Genomic DNA, 1096 nt, shown 5'->3' with positions numbered 1-1096 from the left:
CCGCCGTTCGCGCCCGCCGCCGGCGGTGCGCCGGTGGCGATCGTGTTGCCGGCCGCGGGGATGGTGATCTTCGCGCCGGCATGCAGCCGGTCGGTCCCGTCGGTCACCACGCGCTCGCCCGCCTTCAGGCCCGATCGCACGACCACGACGTCGCCATGCGTCGGCCCGGTCCTGATGTCGCGGATCGCCACCGTGTCGTCGGGCTGCACGACATAGGCGAACGGCCCGTTCGGGCCGGTCTGCACCGCCGTGGTCGGCACCAGCAGCACGTTATGCTCGGTATTCACCAGGAGGTGCGCGTTGACGAACTGGTTGGGGAACAGCGTCTCGTCCTGGTTCGGGAAGATCGCGCGCATGCGCACCGTGCCCGTCGAGGTATCGATCTGGCTGTCCAGCACAGTGACGGCACCATCGGCGATCTTGCGCGTATTGCTGCTGTCCCAGGCCGCGACCGGCAGGGCCACGCCGCTGCGCAACCGGTCCGCCACCGCCCCCAGCTCGGTCTCGGGCAGGGTGAAGATGACCGAGATCGGCTGCATCTGCGTCAGGATCACCAGCCCGTTGGTCTGCCCCGCGGTAACGTAGTTGCCCATGTCGACCTGGCGGATGCCCACCCGCCCGTCGACCGGCGCGGTCACGTGGCAATAGATGATCTGCAGCTTCTGGTTGTCGACCTGGGCCTGGTCGACCTTCACCGTGCCTTCCAGTTGCGCCACCTTGTATTGCTGGTCCACGGTCGTCTGGGCGGCGATGCTGTTCTGGCGCGACAGGCGCAGATAGCGCTGGTAGTCGATGCGCGCCTGGTCGAGCTGCGCGCGGTCCGACGCCAGTTGCCCCTCATATTGCTCCAGCGCCACGTCGTACGGCCGCGTGTCGATCATCGCCAGCAGGTCGCCCTTCTTCACATGCTGGCCTTCGGTGAACAGGACCCGTGTCAGATAGCCGTCCACCCGCGGCTGCACCGTCACGGTGGTGATGGGCACCACGGTGCCCAGTTCGGTCAGTTCGATCGGCATGTCGCCGCTATGCACGCTGGCCACCGCCACCGGCTGGGCCCCGGTGTTCGCATGGCGGCCATGGCGCCCGCCGCCCGTCG

The 1096-nt window shown here is 68.4% G+C and carries 1 protein-coding gene; it reads right to left on the bottom strand.

The window, feature by feature from the left end:
• Nucleotides 1-1096 (bottom strand): MdtA/MuxA family multidrug efflux RND transporter periplasmic adaptor subunit (locus tag HUK84_RS19625; protein ID WP_176641707.1); only part of this gene is annotated, 1096 nt, incomplete at both ends.

The sequence above is a fragment of the Nguyenibacter vanlangensis genome, from assembly GCF_013376155.1.
Lineage (GTDB): Bacteria > Pseudomonadota > Alphaproteobacteria > Acetobacterales > Acetobacteraceae > Gluconacetobacter > Gluconacetobacter vanlangensis.
The sequence above is the reverse complement of the archived record's forward strand: the minus strand, read 5'-3'. Positions and strand labels throughout refer to the sequence as shown.